The sequence below is a fragment of the Pseudomonas sp. NFACC46-3 genome, assembly GCF_900114515.1.
GTDB lineage: Bacteria > Pseudomonadota > Gammaproteobacteria > Pseudomonadales > Pseudomonadaceae > Aquipseudomonas > Aquipseudomonas fluorescens_Q.
Window position 1 is genome coordinate 531,864 of sequence record NZ_FOTH01000001.1, and the last position, 18,506, is coordinate 550,369.

The following is an 18,506-nucleotide window of genomic DNA, read 5'->3' on the forward strand; positions in this document are numbered from 1 at the left end:
GCACACTCGCGGGCGTGCAATTGGGCTTCAAACTTCCATAACAGAGCGATTTGAAATGGTTGCCAGCATTGAGAAAGTAAAAAACAGACAGTCCAACTACCCGCTCGGAGCACTACACAGCTCTCGCCCAGAGCAACATGAAACTATTCCTACTCGAACAGAAAACAAGCACGCCCCTGGCGAGGAAGGAGTGTTCATCCTTGTCCTGATGGACATGATGTTATTTATGATTATTTTCTGCTCTTACTTTTATGAAAGAGCCAAAAATCCTGACAGCTTCATTCAATCTCAATCATCGTTATCCGTAAATGCGGGAATTTTCAACACGCTCATTCTCTTAACCAGCTCATGGTTTATCGTATTGGCCATACGTAGCCTGTCCAAGCTGAACCGGCGCACCTGCATGGTGTTTATTCTCCTGACCCTAGCGTGCAGCTTGGCTTTCTCGATTTCAAAGATCCTAGAGTACAAAGAAAAACTGTCTGCCGGCATAAGCATGCTCACCAACGACTTTTTCATGTTTTACTACATGATTACCGGCCTGCATTTTATGCATGTACTCATTGGATCAATTGTTCTAATCGTCATGTTTTTTCGCATAAAAAATGGCTCATCGGGCGTTCACGGACTTGAAAGCTCCGCCACCTTCTGGCACATGGTGGATTTACTGTGGATTATAATCTTCCCCCTGCTCTACATCATGAGATAGCAAGATGATTTACTCATTCCCATCTCGCGAAACTTTTGTCTGGCTGCTTCTGATAATGGCCACGCTAGCGACTTTTTATTTCTCGGGCAGCACGCTTGGCAGTGCGTTCACTAGTAGTAAGAGCCGCTTGATCATGATCGCCATTGCAACATTTAAATGCAGGCTAGTCATGCGGGAATTCATGCAGATCAAGAACATGGCACTGCCATGGAAATTAGCGTTTGATGGCTGGCTGCTGCTTGTTTCCACAATCATATTTATTGGACTCGGCCTAGGCCAAGATTAAACACTTCACCTCCAACACCCCAGTAAAAAAAAGCAATCCAAAGCGTTTATTTATACGCCTCACCGACCCAACCGATCACGCACAAATTGAAGGGGCAACATGAAACCTATCATTCGCAACCCTGCAGAGTTTACCCCAGCTTGGTTAACGGACACCCTTACCAAGGCCGGTGCGCTTACAAAAGGACATGTGTCCAATCTTACGGTGGAGACCGTTGGCACAGGGCAATTGGGCTCTGTCGTACGCCTGACGCCTACTTATGAGGGAGCCGATGAATTTGCCCCCAATACCATTATTGCCAAACTGGCTTCCGTAAGTGAGACCAGTCGTCAAACGGGCGTTGCCATGGGAGTGTATGAAGCCGAAGTACGCTTTTATCAGCAAATCAGTCGCACCGTTGAAATCAGAACGCCACGTTGCTGGTTCGCAGAGTTCGACCCGACCGAAGGCTGGTTCACTTTGCTGTTCGAGGATCTTGGTGCCTACAGTGTGGGCAATGTCATTGAGGGAGGAACCGTCGAGCAAGCACGTCTCGCGCTACAACAACTTGTCAGGTTACAGGAACCTCGCTGGAACGACCCATCGCTCCTGGATCTGCCATGGCTCGCGGACCAGCGACGCACCGTGGGCTTGTTCTCTCTCTTCCCTGGTACTCTGGATGGGTTTTCCAAAACCTTCGCGCCCCTTATCGACCCCGAGCTGATTCGCCTGGCGGAGCGCGTAGTGCCTCGCTCAGTCGAATACATTAGTAGGTTGGACGGCCCCCGAGTCATACAGCATGGTGATTACAGGCTCGACAATATGCTCTTCGGTCACGATAGCGACCATTCGCCATTGATAGTTGTTGACTGGCAGACGGTGCGCTTAGGGTCACCGATGGTCGACGCAGCGTTTTATCTCGGAGCCGGCCTCTCCACGAAACTCCGCCAGCGCCATGAGCAAGAGTTAATCCGTGACTACCACGAACAGCTGCTTGCCATGGGAGTAAGGGACTTTTCTTGGCAAGCCTGTTGGGATGGCTACCGCCTGCATGCCCTGTACGGCTTTTTCATGGCGGTGGGTACTTCCATGCTAGTTCAACAGAATGAGCGCGGCTTAGCTATGTACAAAGCTTCGCTGGAGCGTCACGGCGCGCATGTTCTCGAGCTGAATGCAGAAGCACTCTTCAACTAAAACTGAAGTGAGCATCCGTCGAGAGCTGCGTCATACGTCCGGACAGGCAGCATTCTGTAGCAAGGCGCTGCCCTGTAAATACGATAATAATCAGGAGTGGACATGAACAAGGTAGGTAATAAGTCTTCAACAGCAGCATTTTCCCTAGGACCGGAACACGACCTCCGTCATAAATTAGGTAACGAATCCCATGCGCGCGAGTCGCTGGTTTTCATGTTGCAGCTTGCCGAGGAAAACATCGCCGCTTTCATTTACACCTGGGTGAGCGGGGACAATAAAGCAGGCGCCGCCCTGAGCGTTTACGGTTCCGGCGTGGGCAAAGAGCCCATATTTGAGATTTGCGACGGTATTCTTGTACCCAGTGATATGGATTTTGACGATTGGCACGTGGGTGATGTCCAAGTCCGCCATCGCTTACCGCTTGAGTCTGCGGAAGTTCACTACTCCGGCCAGAAAGCCAGTATCGAATACCAGTTCGAAGCGATGCACCCAGCCTACAACTACGGCTCCAGCCCGGAAGGATGTCCGACCTGGATGGCGACAGACCGTTTTGAGCAAAGTGGGCGCGTAAAGGGCGTGCTTCGCCTTGGCGAGCGCACGATTCCCTTCGAGACGTTTGGTCATCGTGACCACTCGTGGGGGACGCGTGATTGGGGGCAAGTGCAGCAGTCGAAGTGGCTCGAAGCTCAGGCGGGCCCCGATGTGGCCTTGAATGTCTTTCAGTACATGGCTGTTGGCCGCACTGGCTTCATGGGATACATCCAGAAAGAGGGACGCATTGAGCAGGTGACGGACGTGCGGGTCGACTTCACGCTAGACCCGATGTTTTATCACACCGAGATGGCCTTTGTTATCGAAGATGCAGCCGGACGCGTCACCACCGCGCGTACCAAGCTATTTGCCTTGTTTGAGTTCGAAGTCAGCCCCCTGTACACCCTTAACGAGGGTTCGATGATTGTGGAGATTGATGGTGAACCAGGTGTAGGTCACGTCGAAATGGGCTGGTCGAAGGCTTATCTTGATTATCTGCGTCAAAGCGAAAGCTAAGAACCAGGGCTGTAAATAGAGTTTTTGCACATAACAGCAGGATCACCCAACAAGGGGATGCTTACCAGCGCTGGATAGTGGGTTTTTCATGGGTAGTTAGCAGATACCGTGTCAACCACCTGTGTTGGCGCCGCATATTTTCGAACTATCAGCAAACAATCCAGCGCTGTTACACCAAATCGTCGTAACCGACGATTGGCCACGCAGCGGAGATGGCTAGCTTTCGTGGTATCGACTAGATGCAGTCTCACTCGCGTAACCAGACCCCATGCTCGACGCCTACCGCCCCCACCGGATGAACGACGAACTCGATCCCTGCGCCACCTTACTCGCCGCTTCGGGACGAAGCAGGTTGTGCCGTACCAGGAGCGCTGGTGCGAGCTGGGCGCAACCGACCGAGCGGGTGACTGTTCGACAATTGCTGCCTTACCCGCCGCAGCTGTTCGGGACGTGGAAAAGCGAGCGCCAATAATCGGGCCGACCTACACCTAAACCAACGAACTCCTCGAGAAATTGATCGGACAAACTCTATGATGCTTTCGCCAACACAAGAAAAACTGACTATTCGCCATAAAAAAGGACCTCTCGCGATGACGACCGAACGCTCGGCAAGTTACCGAATCCTGCATCTGTGCAACTACTCTGTTCTGATCGTCGCGCTTGGTGGACTACTTGGGTTTGCTGTATTCGCGGGCTTCTGGCCCCCGCCTCCGGCCTACCTCAGCGCAAGCGAAATCAGCAGCTATTTCCGAGATAATAGTTTCGGTATTCGAGTGGGCATGATGGTCATGTTCGTCTGTATGCCCTTCTACCTGACCTGGACTGCGGTCATGGCCAAAATCATGGAACGCATCCTGACGGACTCCATGAGCGTTCTCTCGCAGGTGGTGCGTACTAGCGGCGTAGCTGCCATGTTGACCTTGATGCTGCCTGCACTCTACTGGATGACCGCCGCCTTTCGGCCCGACAGCCGCTCCGATGGGGAGATCCAGATGCTCTACGACCTAGGCTGGTTCATGTTCGATCCACCCTTTGTGATCTTTGCGATCGAGTGGTGCGCCATTGGCATCTGCATGCTGATGGACAAGCGGGAGCAGCCCCTATTCCCATCCTGGATCGCGTGGTTGGGTTTCTTCACCTGCGCAACTTTCATCTCGGTCCTACTGATTCCTTTCCTGACCACCGGCATCTTTGCATGGCACGGCCTGATCACCTTCTGGCTCGTGTTCGTGACGTTCTTCGTCTACCTCTTTTGCCTTGTGCCGTTGACCCGGAAGGCTTTGCTGCGACTCGAAGCGGAAGATCGGGGGAAGAATTGAAGTTAATTCCGTCACGCCAGCGTGTTACCGCCAGGCTCATCTCGCCCCCCATGTGCACGCCACAAGTCCGTCGCCTGCCGGGTTTGGAAGGTATCTGGGTATTCGTCGGCCTGGACATGATGATCTTCGCGCTGCTGTTCGGCTCATTCATGGTCGAGCGCTTAAAGAATCCTGGCACCTTCGAGGCTTCACGTCAGGCTCTAAACCTCCACTTTGGAGGAGGCAACACGCTGATCTTACTGACCAGTTCCTGGTGCATGGTCCGCGCCGTCCAGGCGGCGCGCCGGCGCACCGCGGTCGGTCCGTGGCTGGCGGCCGCCCTCGCCAGCGGCATCGCGTTTGGCATTTCGAAAATCTTTGAATACATGGGGAAGATTCAGGCCGGCTACACCATGCTGACCAACGACTTCTTCATGTTCTATTTCGCGCTGACCGGCATCCACCTCCTGCATGTCGTCGCCGGCTGCGTAGCGCTTGCCGTATTTTGGGCACACGCTCGGGCGGGGACATACGCCAGAGACAGCAGCCTGGTTGGTATCGAGAGCATGGGAATCTACTGGCACATGGTCGATTTGCTTTGGATCATCCTTTTCCCGCTACTTTATCTCATGAGGTAATACATGGACCGCGCACAACGATGGGTGACCAGCGTGTGGTTGTTGCTGAGCATCGCGACAATCGTCACGACCTGGGGCTTGTCGAAAGACAGCGTCACCGCAGCAACCGCCACGATCGCGACGATATTGATTGCCGCCTGGAAGGTGCGTATGGTCCTGCTCCACTTCATGGAACTGGATCACGCCCCCTGGCGGGTGCGGCTCTTGTTCGAAAGCTGGACGGTGCTGGTGGCCGTCGTCATCCTCGCGCCCTATTTCCTTGCTCCGCTGTTGGCGTGACGCGCGCCAATGACCGCTCTGCTCGAAAAGTCTGACCCATTCTTCAGATCATGACCTGCGAACACAGAATCGCGATATGCGCCTTGGTTCAGCCCTGTTTAGCCAGAATCTGGTCGTCCTTCTCGCCAGCGCGAACGGGACCATGGGCCAGGCGTGGAGGAGTAAGGCTGGACAGCCTGCGCGGTCGACTCGAACGAAATGGCCACCACCTGCCAGGAAGCCAAACAGCCAGTCAACCTGCTGTCCCGGGCGGACTGCCCTCCCCCGAAGAATTGAAGCGCCTGGGCGTTAGACGACTCAGTGCGAGTTCAAGAATCGCCGACCTCTCACACCACCGTCCAAACGAACTTGCTCAAGCTTAATGACGCGATAGAGGCGACGCATGCCGGAGAGGAAGCGATCCTCAGGCTTGCGTGGGGCGATTTCGCCTATAAGCCATAGTTGTGCTCATCCTCAACACTACCTGTTTCGCGTCGCGCAAACGCCAGTCGCCGTCGCCGCAGTGAGCTCCACCCAGATACCACTTCCATCCGTCGAAACTTAATGTGTGAGTGGTACTACCCCCCTCCGCGCCTTTGGTAGTAGGCGCCTTTGTACAATTGACGCTTCTGGTCAGCCCTCCCAATACTTCACGCCGCAAAACCAGCCAGTCACAACAATAATAATTACTGCCGGGCGCCTAGATGCGCCGATGAGACAAGGAGTTCTTAAATGCTTGGTTACTATGCGCAATACAGCAAGGAATACATCACAACCCTGATGGTGGTGACCACCCTCTTCTTTGCCTTACCCATCTTTTTCGCCCCGCTCCAATGGGCCCGGCTCATGCGCTGGACCGTCCCCGAACACGAACACCTGGCTATCTATTTCGGTCGTTGCCTCGGTGCGTTCATCCTTGTCGTTGAAGTAGCGATGTTGCGCTCGGCCACCACAGGCACCAGTTTCAGCTATGCCTTCGATATTCTTTTCGTCGTCTTCACGCTGATGTTCGTTGTGCATGTCTACGGCGCAATCAAGAAGATCCAGCCTATTACCGAAACACTGGAAATCGGTTTCTGGATGATCCTCTTCGTACTCAATATTTTGTTCTACCCCACCCCCAACATCACGCTGTAAACCTTCGCCGGACCGCGGTCGGAAGTTTGCCGGTCGCCGTTCAACCCCATTGAAAGTCCGCATTGCCTGGCGCCTTCGCGTCGGCGGCCCCGTATCCGCCGAACGCTGCGCCATGGTCAGTTCAAGGGGTGAACATGATCCAATCCAGGGAAGACGCCGTGCTCAAGCCGGCGCTCAAGGAATTAGTGCGCGACCTGCTCCTGCAGGCCACCGGACTGGCCCCGGCATCGCTGCACGATGAAGCGCCGTTTCATGAGATCGGCCTGACCTCCCTGGCGATCCTCGACTTCAACGAGCGAATCCAGCCGGTGTTCCTCGGCCTCAACAAGACCTTGCTCTTCGACTGGCGGTGTGGTCGAGCACCTGCTGCGCGAGCATCCCGAGGCCTGCAACCGCTACTTGCAACTGCAGCTATAGAACATACGCCTTCCCCTGTGCCTCCACATTTTCCAGCCCGAGGGCTTGATCGATCGCGCTCAGTGCGCGCAGCATGCACGGTCGGCACGCTTGAGATCGTCTTGTGAGGTGGCGGATGTCACCGGACCGGTGATCGTGAGATTGCCTTTGCGCAACAGCTGGCCACTGACGTAGACCACCCCGCGGTGCACCACGTCGGGTACGTAGTCGCGGCGCGGGCGGGTCGGGGAGCACGACACCGAGTTGGGCAAGCTTTGCGCACGAGATCATGCGGGCTCCATGTGATGGGCAGACCGTCGGGAGCCGACAGCCTACCATCCGGAAACCTGCGGTTTACTTGCCCAGAATGTTCTTCAACGCAGCGGTATGGCCGGCCGGGTCGTTTACGCTGGACATCACTTCGATGATGGTGATCTCCTGATCGTTCATCGTCATCAACGAGGCCATCAGTAGTTTCAGGCCGTTGAAATCGTCGGTGCCGTCCAAGCGGTACATCTTCAAGCCGTTCACCTGAATGGTCTTCTCGCTAGTCATGCGAAAGTTGGGTGACGCGGCCTGCTGCTTTTCGTTCAAGGTATCCACGGCAAGGCGAAACGCAGCGTCCGGGGTAGTGCCCGCAGTCGGCGCCGGACCTTCAGTAACGATGATGGCCCGCTCGCTTTTCGGATCGAAGTACATCGTGCCGCCGTTCTCGCTGTTCAAGGTACGGGCCTCGACACCTTTCAGCACGAACTTCAGCTTGCCGCCTGCCAGGGACACCGATTGCGTGTCCGATGCCGCCGTAGCGGTTTTTTCAGGCTCGGCGGCAACTGCCATGGTGACCGCGCCGCTCAAGGCAGCAAGCACGCACAAGGAACGGGTCCAGCCCAACAGCAAATGTTTCGACATTGATAGCGCCTTTGTTTTCAGGCCGTCGAATACCAACGGCCAGTCGTGCGAACAGCCTAGCTTACTTGCCTGCTCACTTGCCCAGGATGTTGTTCACAGCCGCGGGTGACCGCGTCTGACTACCCGACAACCAGATACAGCCTCGGGCGCTGGGGCGCAAGAACTGGCTCTTTGCTGGGTCGCTACGCAGCGGGCGAGTGAGATTGCAGCGCTGCTACCGCATAGGTGGCGTCCGGCTTAGTCGTGCAAGACGGTTTGCCCGTGCGCTTACAAATAGTCCCCCTATTGCTGGTTCCAATGCATGGCGGTTGCTCAGAGGCAAGGGCGAGGGTCGTGGGACCTATGGCGCTCCTTTCGCTCTTCAGAAAAGCGCGCGCCCACCGATTGAACTATTACTCCTGCTGACCCAATGCGGTTGTTACCCGAGGAGAAGACACAATGGAGAGTAAATCTGCTGTTGCGCCTACAGAAAATCACCTCAAGGAAATGCTGACGTATTGGAAAGCAGCTGCGAGTCGTAGATCGCTCCCCGCCGGACCTTGCGCTTTTAACTCCAACCCTCCCCGAAGTGGCATGCTTACGTCACAGATGCCCCATACTTAAGCAACGTGCATTGCACAACCGGCCTCTAACACACCGTCCCTCGCCACTAAAGGCACAACTTTCAAAGGAATTGGATTGTCATGACTGCACTGGATACCGCTTTTCACAATCTGCATCAGAACGGACTGCTGGTCTTGGCCAATGTGGCCGATGCGGGCGGTGCGCGCATCGTCGAAAGCTTGGGCGGCAAGGCGGTAGCGACCAGCAGCGCGGCCATGGCCTGGTCCCACGGTTATCAGGATGGCAACAAGTTGCCTCTCGACCTCCTGAGCACCACCGTCAAGTCGATGGCACGGGTGCTCAGCGTACCGCTCACGGTGGATATCGAAGGCGGCTACTCCGATGACCTGGAGCAGGTCGGCCGAGTAATCAACACAGTCATCGCCGCCGGGGCGGTCGGGATCAACATCGAAGACGGCCTGGGCTCTCCAGAACTGCTTGTTCGCAAGATTGATGTCGCGAGAACGGTGGCAAACCAGGCGGGCGTCAAGCTGTTCATCAACGTACGGACCGACGTCTACCTGAAGAACCTTTTCCCCGCCGAACAACGCCTGGAGGAACTCCTGAAGCGCACCGCACTGTATGCCAGCGCCGGGGCGGACGGCCTGTTTGCCGCTGGCGTGGTCGATCCGAACGAAATTGCCACCCTCTGTCAGGAGACCAAACTACCCGTCAACCTGCTGTCCCGGGACGGACTGCCCTCCCCTGACGAATTGAAGCGCCTGGGCGTCAGACGACTCAGCGCGGGCTCCAGCATCGCCGAGTTTCTGCACGGCGCCATGGGAGCATTGGTCCGCAGCTTCCTGGACAATGGCCAACTCGACACCCAAACCTTGAAAGCCCACACATACGGCGAATTGAACGCTTTGATGGCGGTGAAAACCGAGTGATGCTGTCCTGCGGACGAGGGGCACAATTCGTTTACTCGCCCGATGGGCCAACGATTTTTCTGGCCATACCCCACCTAACCCGTGTGTTGCACTGATCGATTCCAGGGGCTGACGGGAAGGATTCAGGAGACCCACAGCGTATGGTTATTGGTTTCCGTCCCGACGGCCTACTTGCCCAGCCTGTACTGACCGAAATTATTGATGTGATCATCCAAATTATCCTCAAGCATCATCCGATACTGATCACAGAAATACTTCAGCAATGCCTCCCTCGCATCGGCCATTTCGGCACCGGAATTGAAGTTCTGCGCACTGGCCCATGCGTTGAAACGTGATGTGCCAAACATCATCGAGGCGCTGATCTCACCGAGGTTTCCATAGGTTTTAAGCTGTTCGTTTGACAACTCAATATGGGCGTCTGCGCGGTCATAGAAGGCGTGGTCCGTAGCGTCGGCCATGGTAAAGCTCCGGTAAGCAAATGAGGGGCGTCATTGGAACATAACCGCCGGCAGGATTGCAGATGCCTCAAGAGGTATTGATCGCTCATCAGTGCGAGCGTTGATCGTTTAAGCCCGATACCGGCCAGACATTGGCACCCCTTTCGCGGCCAACCCAAGCGGCCGAGTGGGCATTACTAATTTGGTGTTCACTGGTGTGGTCGCCCGTTGCTGTGTCGAGCCAAACCTTACCTTCGCGGCTGAGCATTCCCCGGAAACGTTGATGTTTAAAGTCGATCTATCCCCATTCGCACAATTTTTGCGCACTGTGTGAAAGCTTAAAAGGGGACGTGCATGGCGGACAGTTGCATTGCGAAGTCTATGTTTAGGTATTAACAGATCAATACCAAGCACCACCCCGGCGCACTACGCACGAATCGATGCACAATCTGCATAAGCAGCGGAAATTGGTTCAATGATCCACGAACCAATCCTCTTTAATCCCCTGAACCAACCCGACGAACCCTTGCTTATCGGCCCCCGCCGCCGCTGCTCCTGAGTAATAGCTAAGCACATAGCGCTAATCCCGAGGCGAACCAATTTCAATTGGCATCACGCTTGCACTTACCCTTTTGCCTCGATCTCCTGCCCACAGTCAGCTCGGAGCCGTTTTTTATACTCTGGCGCGAGTACCACGATGCAAAGGTTCGACCCTGACACACCCATCGACAACACTTCGAAACTAGCGCTGGATGCCTTGCGGCAGATGGTTGCGCAACATGCTGCCTTCCCGCACCGGGCATTGCCGACCGAGCGGGACCTGGCCGCCGATTTTGGCCTCAGTCGCCGGGCCATCCGGCGGGCGCTAGCGGTGCTGGAAGCCGAAGGGCAGATCTGGCGGCGCCAGGGCAAAGGAACCTTCGTCGGCCCTACTCCACCCAGTGCGGCCATGAGCTTTGCCCGGTTGTCCGGGCGGACTAACTTCAGCGAGGTTATGGAAGCGCGCCTGCATCTGGAGCCTGCACTGGCGTCCCTGGCGGCGGTTCGAGCCAACGGCGACCAGATAGCAATTTTGCGCCGCCTTGCCGAACGCACCAGACACCAACAGGCCGCCGAGCCTGCCGATGCCGAGGGCATTGAGCTGTGGGACAGCGCCCTGCATCGCGGGATCGCCGAGGCCGCAGGTAACCGCCTGATGCTGGATATCTTTGAAATGCTCGATGCGATCCGGCTCGACCCGGCCTGGCGTGACCTGCGTCAGCGGGCTCGCAACGCCGACCGCCTCGACGCCTACAGCCACGACCACAACGACATTGTCGACGCTATCGAAAACCGTGATCCGATCAAGGCCGCCACGGCCATGCGTGGCCATTTGCGCGCGCTGCAACAGGCGCTGGACAACGTCATCAATCAAGATCTGGAGGCAAGTTTATGAGCACCACAACTCAGGCCACCGACACGGTATTGAGTGTCAGCAACTTGACCGTGTGCTTTGCAGGCGCACCCGCCAATGTCGTGGACGGCGTCTCGTTCGCGGTCCAGCGCGGCAAGACCCTGGCCATCGTCGGAGAGTCCGGGTGTGGTAAAAGCGTTACGTCCATGGCGCTGATGGGCTTGCTGCCCGACACCGCCAAGATCGCCGCCCGTACGTCCGCTCTGCTCGATGAAGCCTTGTTGGGCATGCCCGACGAGCGCTTGCTGGATGTGCGCGGCAACCGCATGGCGATGATTTTCCAGGAGCCCATGACCTCCTTGAACCCGGTCTTCACCATTGGCGAGCAGATCGCCGAAAGCGTGATCCGCCATCAGGGTCTGTCGGCCAAGGACGCCCGTCAGCGCGCCCTGCAAATGCTCGAAAAGGTCCGCGTGCCTGACGCCGCGCAACGCCTGGACGCCTACCCCCATGAACTGTCCGGCGGCATGCGGCAGCGGGCAATGATTGCCATGGCCCTGGCCAACGATCCGGCGCTGATCATTGCCGACGAACCCACCACCGCCCTGGACGTGACCATTCAGGCGCAGATCCTGTCGCTGATCGCCAATCTGCAGGCTGAAACCGGCACGGCCATGATCCTGATCACCCATGATCTGGGCGTGGTCGCCGAGGTCGCTGACGACGTGATGGTGATGTACGCCGGGCGAGTGGTGGAAAGCGGCCCGGTAAAAACCCTGTTCGATGACCCGCAGCACCCGTACACCATCGGCCTGATGGGTTCGATGCCATCGATTGGCCCGCGTGAAGGTCGTCTGGCAACCATCAATGGTCGCGTCCCGACGCCTGCGCAAATGCCCACCGGTTGCCGATTCGCCGGGCGCTGCCCTTTTGTGATTCAGGCATGTCGCGAGGCGCGCCCGCCGCTGCTTGAGCTCTCCCCCGGACATTTCGCCGCGTGCATTCGTGCGCCACTGGAGCAGCATATGGGAGTCAGCGCGTGAGCCTTTCTGAACGCCAAATAGTTGAGCGTGCAAGCCCTGAGATCATTCTCGAAAGCATCGACCTGAGCAAACACTTCGGGGTGGAAAGCGGCTTGTTCCAGCGCAAGAAGCCGCCGGTGCAAGCGGTCAACCAGGTCAATCTGTCGGTGCGCAAAGGGGAGACCCTGGCGCTGGTGGGCGAGTCCGGCTCGGGTAAATCAACCCTCGGCCGTCTGCTGCTCAACCTGCTCAAACCTACGGCGGGCGACGTCATTTATGAAGGCCGTAACCTGGCCAATCTGACCCCGGAGAAGCTGCGCCAGGTGCGGCGTAATTTGCAGATCATCTTTCAGGATCCGTTTGCCTCGCTCAATCCGCGCATGACTGTGGAATCCATCGTCGGTGAGCCTATCTGGCTGCACAGCGATGCCAGCCGCAGCGACCGCCAGGCCAAAGTCGCCGAGTTGCTGCGCACCGTGGGCCTGGCGCCCGAGCACGGCGGCCGCCACCCTCACGAGTTCTCCGGTGGCCAGCGTCAGCGCATCGGCATTGCGAGGGCCCTGGCGTCTGACCCGCGTTTGATTCTGGGCGACGAACCCGTGTCCGCGCTGGACGTTTCGGTGCAGGCGCAAGTCGTCAACCTGCTGGAAGACCTCAAGCATCAATTCGGTCTGACCCTGGTGATTGTCGCCCACGGCCTGGCCGTGATCCGCCACATGAGCGACCGGGTAGCCGTGATGTACTTGGGGGAAATCGTCGAACTGGCGCCGGTCAACGGCCTGTTTGAAAACCCTCTGCACCCTTACACCCAGGCGCTTATGGCCGCCGTGCCGGTCAGCCACCCGGACCTGCGCCGGCCGCGCCCATTGCTGGGCGGCGACATGCCGAGCCCGAGTCGCCCGCCATCGGGTTGCCGCTTCCATACCCGCTGCCCGCACGCCCGGGCGCTGTGCAAAGAAGTGGTGCCAGTGATGGAAACCGTCGAGGCCGAGCGTCAGGTGGCGTGCCACTTCTGGCGTGAAATCGCCAATGCCGGTGCAGGCCCCCTGATTTTGCCGACACCCAGCGCTGCTTACACCCAGCGCCTGAATCTGTTCAAGAACCATCAATCCCTTGCAGTGGAGAGCCAGCCATGAAAATTTCACGCGTCATGACAGGAACCTTGTTATTGCTGGCCGCCAACGCCGCCTTTGCCGAATCCACCCTGCGCATCGGCATTCAGGACGATCCTGATGGGCTCGACCCGCATCGTTCGCGTACCTATTCGGGCCGTCTGGTCTATACCGCACTGTGCGACAAGCTGGTGGATGTGAACCCGGACCTGACCTACGCCCCACAACTGGCCACTGCCTGGAACTGGAGCGAAGACGGCAAGACCCTGACCATGACTCTGCGCGAAGGCGTGACTTACCACGACGGCGAAGCGTTCGATGCTGCCTCGGTGAAGTTCAACCTGGACCGCGCTCGCACCCTGCCCGACTCCCTGCGCAAGAGCGAGCTGGCCTCGGTGGACAGCGTTGAAGTGATAGACGCCAAAACCGTTGCCATCAAACTCAAGCAAGCGGACGCCACCCTGGTCTCCCAACTCTCGGACCGCGCCGGAATGATGCTTGCGCCGAAGGCCGCCCAGGGTGAGTTCGCCTCCAAACCGGTGTGCTCCGGCCCTTACAAATTCGTCCAGCGCGTGCAGCAGGATCGCATTGTGCTGGAGCGCTTCGACAACTACTGGAACAAGCAGGCTTATCACTTCGACAAGGTGATTTTCCTGCCGATTCCGGACACCTCGGTGCGTCTGGCCAACCTGCGTTCCGGCGACCTGGACATCATCGAACGGGTTGCCCCCACCGACGTGAAAACCGCCAAGGCGGACAGCAAGCTGGCGGTCTATAACACGCCAGGACTTGGCTACATGCAGTTGATGTTCAACATTAACAACGGCGAAAAGGCCAACTCGCCGATGGGCAAAGACAAGCGTGTGCGCAAGGCATTCGAGCGGTCCATCGACCGTGATGCGATCAACCAGGTGGTGTTCGAAGGCCTGTATGCGCCGAGCGCCCAGCCGTTTCCGAAAAACAGCCCGTACTACGACAAGGATCTGCCGATCCCGACCCGCGATGTGGAAAAGAGCAAGGCCTTGCTGGCCGAAGCAGGCGTGAAGCTGCCACTGGCAGTGGACCTGAAAGTCGCCAACAACCCTATCGCACAACAGGTCGGGCAGATCATTCAGGCCATGGCTGAAGAAGCGGGTTTCAAGGTCAATCTGATTGCCACTGAATACGCCACCATGCTGAGCGAACAGCAAAGCGGCAACTTCCAGATCGGCATGAGCGCCTGGTCGGGCCGTCCTGATCCGGATGGCGACATTCACCAGTTCGTGACCTGCAAGGGCGGCCAGAACGACGGCAAATACTGCAACGCCAAACTCGACGAGCTGTTGAACAAGGCCCGCACTGTCAACGATGTTGCCCAGCGCCAGGCCCTGTACAACGAAGCCCTGCGTTTGCTGGCTGACGAAGTGCCGACCGCGTACCTGTATTTCGATCCGCGAATCATGGCCATGCGTAACAACGTGACTGGTTTCGTGCCAAACCCGGATGGCCTGATTCGTCTGAACAACGTCGCGTTCAAGCCATGACTGTGAATGATCGCCGCAAAAACGAGGGTCCGGCATGCTGATGTTTATCCTGCGACGCCTGCTTAGTGCGATCCCGACACTGATCCTGGTTTCGCTCTTCGTCTTCACCCTGCAGAAACTGTTGCCGGGTGACCCGGTGCTGGCCATGGCCGGTGAAGAGCGCGACCCGGCGGTGATGGAATACCTGCGCGACAAGTATCGGCTCAACGACCCGATCCCCGTGCAGTACCTGAACTGGGTCGGCAATGTGCTGACCGGCGACTTCGGCACTTCGCTGCGCACCGAACAACCGGTGACCACGCTGTTGGCGTCCAAGTTGCCGGTGACCGTGGAGCTGGCGGTGCTGTCCTTGTTGATCGCACTGCTGATCGGCATTCCCACTGGAATTATCTCGGCCGTACGCAAAGGCACCGTCGTGGATTACGGAGCCAATGTCATCGCGCTGTCGGGGATCTCGATTCCGCACTTCTGGCTGGGGATCCTGCTGATCATGGTCTTCGCCGTGAAACTGCAATGGCTGCCGGCCTCGGGTTTCGTGCCCATGGGCGAGGACTTCGGGCAAAACCTGAAGACCTTGATCCTGCCGGCCTTCGTGCTCGGTGCAGGGTTGTCGGGGATTCTCATGCGCCATACCCGCAGCGCCATGCTTGAAGTGTTGCGCACCGACTACGTGCGCACCGCCCGGGCCAAGGGCCTGCGCCCGCGCACGGTGATCCTCAAGCATGCCCTGCGCAATGCATTGATGCCTATTGTGACCCTGACAACCCTGCTGTTTGGTGAACTGCTCGGCGGCGCGGTGCTGACCGAGCAAGTCTTCAGCATACCTGGCTTCGGCAAGATGATTGTCGACGCCGTGTTCAATCGTGATTACGCCGTGGTGCAAGGCGTGGTGCTGTGCATCGCAATTGGCTTCCTGCTGCTGAACCTGCTCGCCGACGTGCTGTACCGGATGATTAATCCGCGTCTGAGGACTGCTTCATGACCGCTATTTCCAGCCTCCCTCTTAGCGTGATCGCACCCCGCAGCCGCTCGCCGTTCGTGAAGAAATTCCTCGCCAACAAAGGCGCGGTACTCGGCGCGGCGGTGTTGCTGCTGTTTATCCTGGCGGCCTTGCTGGCGCCCTGGATTGCGCCCCATGACCCGCTGAAAGCCAACTTTCTCGCGGTCCGCAAGGCACCATCGCTGATCTACTGGATGGGCACTGACGAACTGGGTCGCGATCTGTTTTCCCGTCTGCTCTGGGGCGCACGCAGTTCGTTGCTGGCCGGTGGTGTTTCGGTGTTCATCGCCATGGCCATCGGCGTGCCTTTGGGCCTGTTGGGCGGTTATTTCGGCGGCAAACTCGACGCGGTGATATCCCGTGTCATGGAAGCGCTGTTGTCCTGCCCGTTTCTGGTATTGGCGATTGCGCTGGGCGCCTTCCTCGGCCCGAGCCTGACCAACGCAATGATCGCTATCGGCCTGTCAGCCATGCCGATCTTTGCCCGACTGACCCGTGGTCAGGTGCTGACCATCAAACACGAAGATTACCTGGAAGGTGCTCGTGCCATTGGCTTGCAGGATCGCTGGATCATCCTGCGCTACGTGCTGCCCAACGTGATGTCGCCATTGGTTGTGCAAGCCACGTTGACCATCGCCTCGGCGATTCTGGCTGAAGCCAGTCTGTCGTTCCTCGGTCTGGGCCAGCAACCGCCCTCACCTTCCTGGGGATCGATGCTCAACACCGCGAAAAATTTTATGGAGCAGGCACCCTGGATGTCGATTGCGCCTGGCGTGGCGATCTACATCACGGTCCTGTGTTTCAACCTGCTGGGGGATGGTTTGCGTGATGCGCTGGACCCCAAGGGCTAACTTTTCTGCCAAAGAGAAACGCTAATGTTTGATGATCTGGATTACAGCCAACCCTACGCTTCGGCACGCTCGCCAGTGATGGGCAGTAACATGGTCGCCTGCTCCCAGCCATTGGCCGCCCAGGCCGGGCTGGACATGCTGCGCAAGGGCGGCAACGCCGTCGACGCGGCCATCGCAGCCGCCATGGTCCTGACCGTGGTCGAGCCCACCGGTTGCGGGATCGGCAGCGACGCTTTCGCTATCGTCTGGGACGGCAGCAAGTTGCAGGGCCTGAATGCTTCCGGTCGCGCACCGCAAGCCTGGACCCCTGAGTTTTTCGCCGGGCAGAGCAAAATGCCCCAGCGCGGCTGGCCAGCGGTGACGGTGCCAGGCGCGGTTTCGGCCTGGGTCGAGCTGTCCGAGCGTTACGGAAAACTGCCTTTCGCCACCCTGGCTGAACCGGCCATCGGCTATGCTCGGGATGGCTACCAAGTCACCCCGATCATAGCCCGGCTGTGGAAGCTCGGCGCTGAACTGCTCAAGGATCAGCCGGGTTTTGCCGAGTGCTTCCTGCCCGACGGCCAAGCACCACAGGCCGGGGAGAAAATCCGGCTCAAGGATCACGCCCGCACCCTGGAGCTGATCGCCCAAACCAAAGGCGAAGCGTTCTATCGCGGCGAACTGGCCCAAGCCATCATCGCCCATGCCAACGCCAATGGCAGCGTCATGAGCCTCGACGATCTGGCGACCCACACTGTGGACTGGATCGACACCCTATCGGTGCCCTACGCCGGCGCCGTGGTTCATGAATTGCCACCTAATGGCCAGGGCATCGCTACCCTGTCCGGCCTGATTATGCTCGAAGCATTGGGCATCGGCGAGCACCCAGTGGACAGCCTGGAAACCGTGCACCCAGTGTTGGAAGCCATGAAGCTGGCCCTTGCCGACCTGAACGAACACGTGGCGGATAACGACCACATGCGCGTGCCTTCCGAGCATCTGCTGGACAAAACCTACCTGATGGAGCGCGCCGGTCTCGTCACCGACAAGGCCGCCAATCCGGGGCATGGCTCGCCTAAACCGGGCGGCACCGTTTACCTGTCGGCGGCCGATGAAAGCGGCATGATGATCTCGTTCATCCAGTCCAATTACATGGGCTTCGGCTCAGGTGTCGTGGTGCCTGGCACCGGCATCAGCCTGCAAAACCGTGGCGCGGGCTTCTCCTTGGATCCGCAGCACGTCAACTACGTTACACCGCGCAAACGTCCGTTCCACACCATCATCCCCGGCTTTGTGATGAACGCCGACGGCACGCCATTGATGTCCTTCGGCCTGATGGGCGGCCCGATGCAGGCACAGGGTCACTTGCAGATGATGATGCGCATCCTGCGCTACAAACAGAACCCGCAAGCCGCCGCAGACGCACCGCGCTGGAGGCTCGAATCTGGCCTGAAAGTCGTAGTGGAACGTGCATTCGACCCACAGGTGGTCGAAGCCTTACGTGCCAAAGGCCACGACATAGATGTCGAAGAACCTAACGGCGTATTCGCCTTTGGCGGCGCGCAGATTATCCAGCGCACCACTCATGGTTATGTGGGTGGCACTGATCCCCGGAAGGATGGTCTGGTGGCCGCGTACTGAAAGTACGAAGATCCTACGCGTAACTTAGTTGCGCGTAGGATTATTCTCTTAAAACCGCTAACTCTCATCCCACCGCAAGCTATTGCCAACATGCTTTCTCGCCTGGGACTCCGAACTGTGGCGAGCTTGCATTGGGTCTTGCAGCTAACCACCTTAAGGCGCTGTCGCAACACTTGCCCCCCCTATTCGGTAGAGTTCGCCCCC

Annotated in this window: 19 protein-coding genes; 17 read left to right on the forward strand and 2 right to left on the reverse strand. The window is 57.9% G+C overall.

The window, feature by feature from the left end; translation table 11 throughout:
* Nucleotides 1-55 precede the first annotated feature (55 nt).
* The 9 genes from BM300_RS02185 to BM300_RS02220 all read left to right on the forward strand — a co-directional run bounded on the left by BM300_RS02185 (nucleotide 56) and on the right by BM300_RS02220 (nucleotide 7,070).
* Entirely contained in the window at nucleotides 56-709 is a 654-nt protein-coding gene (locus BM300_RS02185) for a cytochrome c oxidase subunit 3 family protein (protein WP_092344517.1), read from the forward strand.
* A gap of 4 nt (nucleotides 710-713) precedes the next feature.
* Nucleotides 714-995 (forward strand): cytochrome C oxidase subunit IV family protein, encoded by a 282-nt coding sequence (locus tag BM300_RS02190; protein WP_092461868.1) that lies wholly within the window; start codon nucleotides 714-716, stop codon nucleotides 993-995.
* Nucleotides 996-1,094: 99 nt separating this feature from the next.
* Nucleotides 1,095-2,168, forward strand: coding sequence for a phosphotransferase (locus BM300_RS02195; RefSeq protein WP_092344513.1), 1,074 nt, complete (start codon nucleotides 1,095-1,097; stop codon nucleotides 2,166-2,168).
* A gap of 102 nt (nucleotides 2,169-2,270) precedes the next feature.
* A complete protein-coding gene (locus tag BM300_RS02200; RefSeq protein ID WP_092461870.1) occupies nucleotides 2,271-3,215 on the forward strand; it encodes a DUF7064 domain-containing protein in 945 nt (314 codons plus the stop codon).
* A gap of 590 nt (nucleotides 3,216-3,805) precedes the next feature.
* Nucleotides 3,806-4,534 carry a hypothetical protein gene (locus tag BM300_RS30945; protein WP_158265798.1) on the forward strand — a complete coding sequence of 243 codons (729 nt, stop codon included), beginning with the start codon at nucleotides 3,806-3,808 and terminating at the stop codon, nucleotides 4,532-4,534.
* On the forward strand, nucleotides 4,531-5,151 hold the full coding sequence (locus BM300_RS02205; RefSeq protein WP_170862001.1) for a cytochrome c oxidase subunit 3 family protein: 621 nt from the start codon (nucleotides 4,531-4,533) through the stop codon (nucleotides 5,149-5,151). Before BM300_RS30945 ends, BM300_RS02205 begins: the two co-directional genes overlap by 4 nt.
* 3 nt (nucleotides 5,152-5,154) lie before the next feature.
* The gene (locus tag BM300_RS02210; protein ID WP_092225404.1) at nucleotides 5,155-5,430 is read left to right on the forward strand and encodes a cytochrome C oxidase subunit IV family protein; all 276 of its coding nucleotides are present in this window, start codon (nucleotides 5,155-5,157) and stop codon (nucleotides 5,428-5,430) included.
* A 711-nt stretch (nucleotides 5,431-6,141) separates the two neighbouring features.
* Nucleotides 6,142-6,546: a hypothetical protein gene (locus BM300_RS02215; protein WP_092225402.1), complete on the forward strand. Its 405-nt coding sequence runs from the start codon at nucleotides 6,142-6,144 to the stop codon at nucleotides 6,544-6,546.
* Between the two features lie 134 nt (nucleotides 6,547-6,680).
* A complete protein-coding gene (locus tag BM300_RS02220) occupies nucleotides 6,681-7,070 on the forward strand; it encodes an acyl carrier protein (RefSeq protein ID WP_092225400.1) in 390 nt (129 codons plus the stop codon).
* Nucleotides 7,071-7,296: 226 nt separating this feature from the next.
* On the opposite strand, the gene BM300_RS02225 is transcribed toward BM300_RS02220, so the two are convergent.
* Complete coding sequence (locus BM300_RS02225; RefSeq protein WP_092142563.1) at nucleotides 7,297-7,851, reverse strand: DcrB/PsbP domain-containing protein; 555 nt, start codon at nucleotides 7,849-7,851, stop codon at nucleotides 7,297-7,299.
* A 683-nt stretch (nucleotides 7,852-8,534) separates the two neighbouring features.
* Here BM300_RS02225 and BM300_RS02230 point away from each other — a divergent pair.
* The gene (locus BM300_RS02230; protein WP_092142566.1) at nucleotides 8,535-9,344 is read left to right on the forward strand and encodes an isocitrate lyase/PEP mutase family protein; all 810 of its coding nucleotides are present in this window, start codon (nucleotides 8,535-8,537) and stop codon (nucleotides 9,342-9,344) included.
* 167 nt (nucleotides 9,345-9,511) lie between these two features.
* Here BM300_RS02230 and BM300_RS02235 read toward each other — a convergent pair whose 3' ends face one another.
* Nucleotides 9,512-9,802, reverse strand: a complete 291-nt coding sequence (locus BM300_RS02235; protein ID WP_092142569.1) for a DUF3144 domain-containing protein — start codon at nucleotides 9,800-9,802, stop codon at nucleotides 9,512-9,514.
* Between the two features lie 676 nt (nucleotides 9,803-10,478).
* On the opposite strand from BM300_RS02235, the gene BM300_RS02240 reads away from it, so the two are divergent.
* Genes BM300_RS02240 through BM300_RS02270 form a run of 7 tightly spaced genes read left to right on the forward strand, consistent with a single transcriptional unit; the run spans nucleotide 10,479 to nucleotide 18,302 of the window.
* A complete protein-coding gene (locus tag BM300_RS02240) occupies nucleotides 10,479-11,216 on the forward strand; it encodes a FadR/GntR family transcriptional regulator (RefSeq protein WP_092142572.1) in 738 nt (245 codons plus the stop codon).
* Nucleotides 11,213-12,217: an ABC transporter ATP-binding protein gene (locus BM300_RS02245; protein ID WP_092221645.1), complete on the forward strand. Its 1,005-nt coding sequence runs from the start codon at nucleotides 11,213-11,215 to the stop codon at nucleotides 12,215-12,217. Before BM300_RS02240 ends, BM300_RS02245 begins: the two co-directional genes overlap by 4 nt.
* Nucleotides 12,214-13,332, forward strand: a complete 1,119-nt coding sequence (locus BM300_RS02250) for an ABC transporter ATP-binding protein (RefSeq protein ID WP_092461872.1) — start codon at nucleotides 12,214-12,216, stop codon at nucleotides 13,330-13,332. The genes BM300_RS02245 and BM300_RS02250 overlap by 4 nt, the downstream gene beginning before the upstream one ends.
* A complete protein-coding gene (locus BM300_RS02255; protein WP_092221641.1) occupies nucleotides 13,329-14,831 on the forward strand; it encodes an ABC transporter substrate-binding protein in 1,503 nt (500 codons plus the stop codon). Before BM300_RS02250 ends, BM300_RS02255 begins: the two co-directional genes overlap by 4 nt.
* 34 nt (nucleotides 14,832-14,865) lie before the next feature.
* A complete protein-coding gene (locus BM300_RS02260) occupies nucleotides 14,866-15,813 on the forward strand; it encodes an ABC transporter permease (protein ID WP_092461874.1) in 948 nt (315 codons plus the stop codon).
* Nucleotides 15,810-16,682 carry an ABC transporter permease gene (locus BM300_RS02265; protein ID WP_092221637.1) on the forward strand — a complete coding sequence of 291 codons (873 nt, stop codon included), beginning with the start codon at nucleotides 15,810-15,812 and terminating at the stop codon, nucleotides 16,680-16,682. The genes BM300_RS02260 and BM300_RS02265 overlap by 4 nt, the downstream gene beginning before the upstream one ends.
* A 24-nt stretch (nucleotides 16,683-16,706) precedes the next feature.
* On the forward strand, nucleotides 16,707-18,302 hold the full coding sequence (locus BM300_RS02270; protein WP_092461876.1) for a gamma-glutamyltransferase family protein: 1,596 nt from the start codon (nucleotides 16,707-16,709) through the stop codon (nucleotides 18,300-18,302).
* The last annotated feature ends 204 nt before the right edge of the window (nucleotides 18,303-18,506 follow it).

Coding starts and splice junctions, on each gene's coding strand:
- BM300_RS02245 (WP_092221645.1), top strand. CDS start 11,213: ATGAGCACCACAACTCAGGCCACCGACACGGTATTGAGTGTCAGCAAC.
- BM300_RS02235 (WP_092142569.1), bottom strand. CDS start 9,802: ATGGCCGACGCTACGGACCACGCCTTCTATGACCGCGCAGACGCCCAT.
- BM300_RS30945 (WP_158265798.1), top strand. CDS start 3,806: ATGACGACCGAACGCTCGGCAAGTTACCGAATCCTGCATCTGTGCAAC.
- BM300_RS02190 (WP_092461868.1), top strand. CDS start 714: ATGATTTACTCATTCCCATCTCGCGAAACTTTTGTCTGGCTGCTTCTG.
- BM300_RS02195 (WP_092344513.1), top strand. CDS start 1,095: ATGAAACCTATCATTCGCAACCCTGCAGAGTTTACCCCAGCTTGGTTA.
- BM300_RS02240 (WP_092142572.1), top strand. CDS start 10,479: ATGCAAAGGTTCGACCCTGACACACCCATCGACAACACTTCGAAACTA.
- BM300_RS02260 (WP_092461874.1), top strand. CDS start 14,866: ATGCTGATGTTTATCCTGCGACGCCTGCTTAGTGCGATCCCGACACTG.
- BM300_RS02220 (WP_092225400.1), top strand. CDS start 6,681: ATGATCCAATCCAGGGAAGACGCCGTGCTCAAGCCGGCGCTCAAGGAA.
- BM300_RS02215 (WP_092225402.1), top strand. CDS start 6,142: ATGCTTGGTTACTATGCGCAATACAGCAAGGAATACATCACAACCCTG.
- BM300_RS02185 (WP_092344517.1), top strand. CDS start 56: ATGGTTGCCAGCATTGAGAAAGTAAAAAACAGACAGTCCAACTACCCG.
- BM300_RS02230 (WP_092142566.1), top strand. CDS start 8,535: ATGACTGCACTGGATACCGCTTTTCACAATCTGCATCAGAACGGACTG.
- BM300_RS02210 (WP_092225404.1), top strand. CDS start 5,155: ATGGACCGCGCACAACGATGGGTGACCAGCGTGTGGTTGTTGCTGAGC.
- BM300_RS02270 (WP_092461876.1), top strand. CDS start 16,707: ATGTTTGATGATCTGGATTACAGCCAACCCTACGCTTCGGCACGCTCG.
- BM300_RS02265 (WP_092221637.1), top strand. CDS start 15,810: ATGACCGCTATTTCCAGCCTCCCTCTTAGCGTGATCGCACCCCGCAGC.
- BM300_RS02255 (WP_092221641.1), top strand. CDS start 13,329: ATGAAAATTTCACGCGTCATGACAGGAACCTTGTTATTGCTGGCCGCC.
- BM300_RS02200 (WP_092461870.1), top strand. CDS start 2,271: ATGAACAAGGTAGGTAATAAGTCTTCAACAGCAGCATTTTCCCTAGGA.
- BM300_RS02225 (WP_092142563.1), bottom strand. CDS start 7,851: ATGTCGAAACATTTGCTGTTGGGCTGGACCCGTTCCTTGTGCGTGCTT.